Raw genomic sequence first — 352 nt, 5'->3', positions numbered from 1 at the left:
AACCGGACGGCCCGTAATGGCTGGGCCTACAGCGGCCCGCTGACGCCGGCTCCCGCCACCGCCCCGGCCCCGGGGGCCACGTCCGGGCCGTTGCGTCTGGTCGGCCTGCCCGAGGCGGGCACCGGGCAGCCGGGCGCGTGGCGCAAGGCGTGGTTGCAGGGCCTGAACTCCAGCGTCCTGTTCACGGCCCCGTACGGGAACGCGGTCTTCTCCTCCCCGGCGCCGGCCGTGCCGAGGACCCTCACCGGGCCGCAGGATTCCGGGCCGTTGGTGCTGAGTCGTGATGAGCTGACGCGTCGGGTGCGCCTGGTGGCTGGTCGGGGGCCGGTGCGGGGGTTGTCGGTCGAGCGGT

General features: G+C 75.6%; 1 pseudogene. It reads left to right on the top strand.

Annotated elements, in window-relative coordinates:
* A pseudogene (locus tag IG02_RS43365) lies at positions 1-352 on the top strand (hypothetical protein); the annotation flags it as partial.

Source organism: Streptomyces sp. NRRL F-5135, from assembly GCF_000719775.1.
Classification (GTDB): domain Bacteria; phylum Actinomycetota; class Actinomycetes; order Streptomycetales; family Streptomycetaceae; genus Streptomyces; species Streptomyces hebeiensis.
This window is presented reverse-complemented; position numbering and strand designations above follow the sequence as displayed.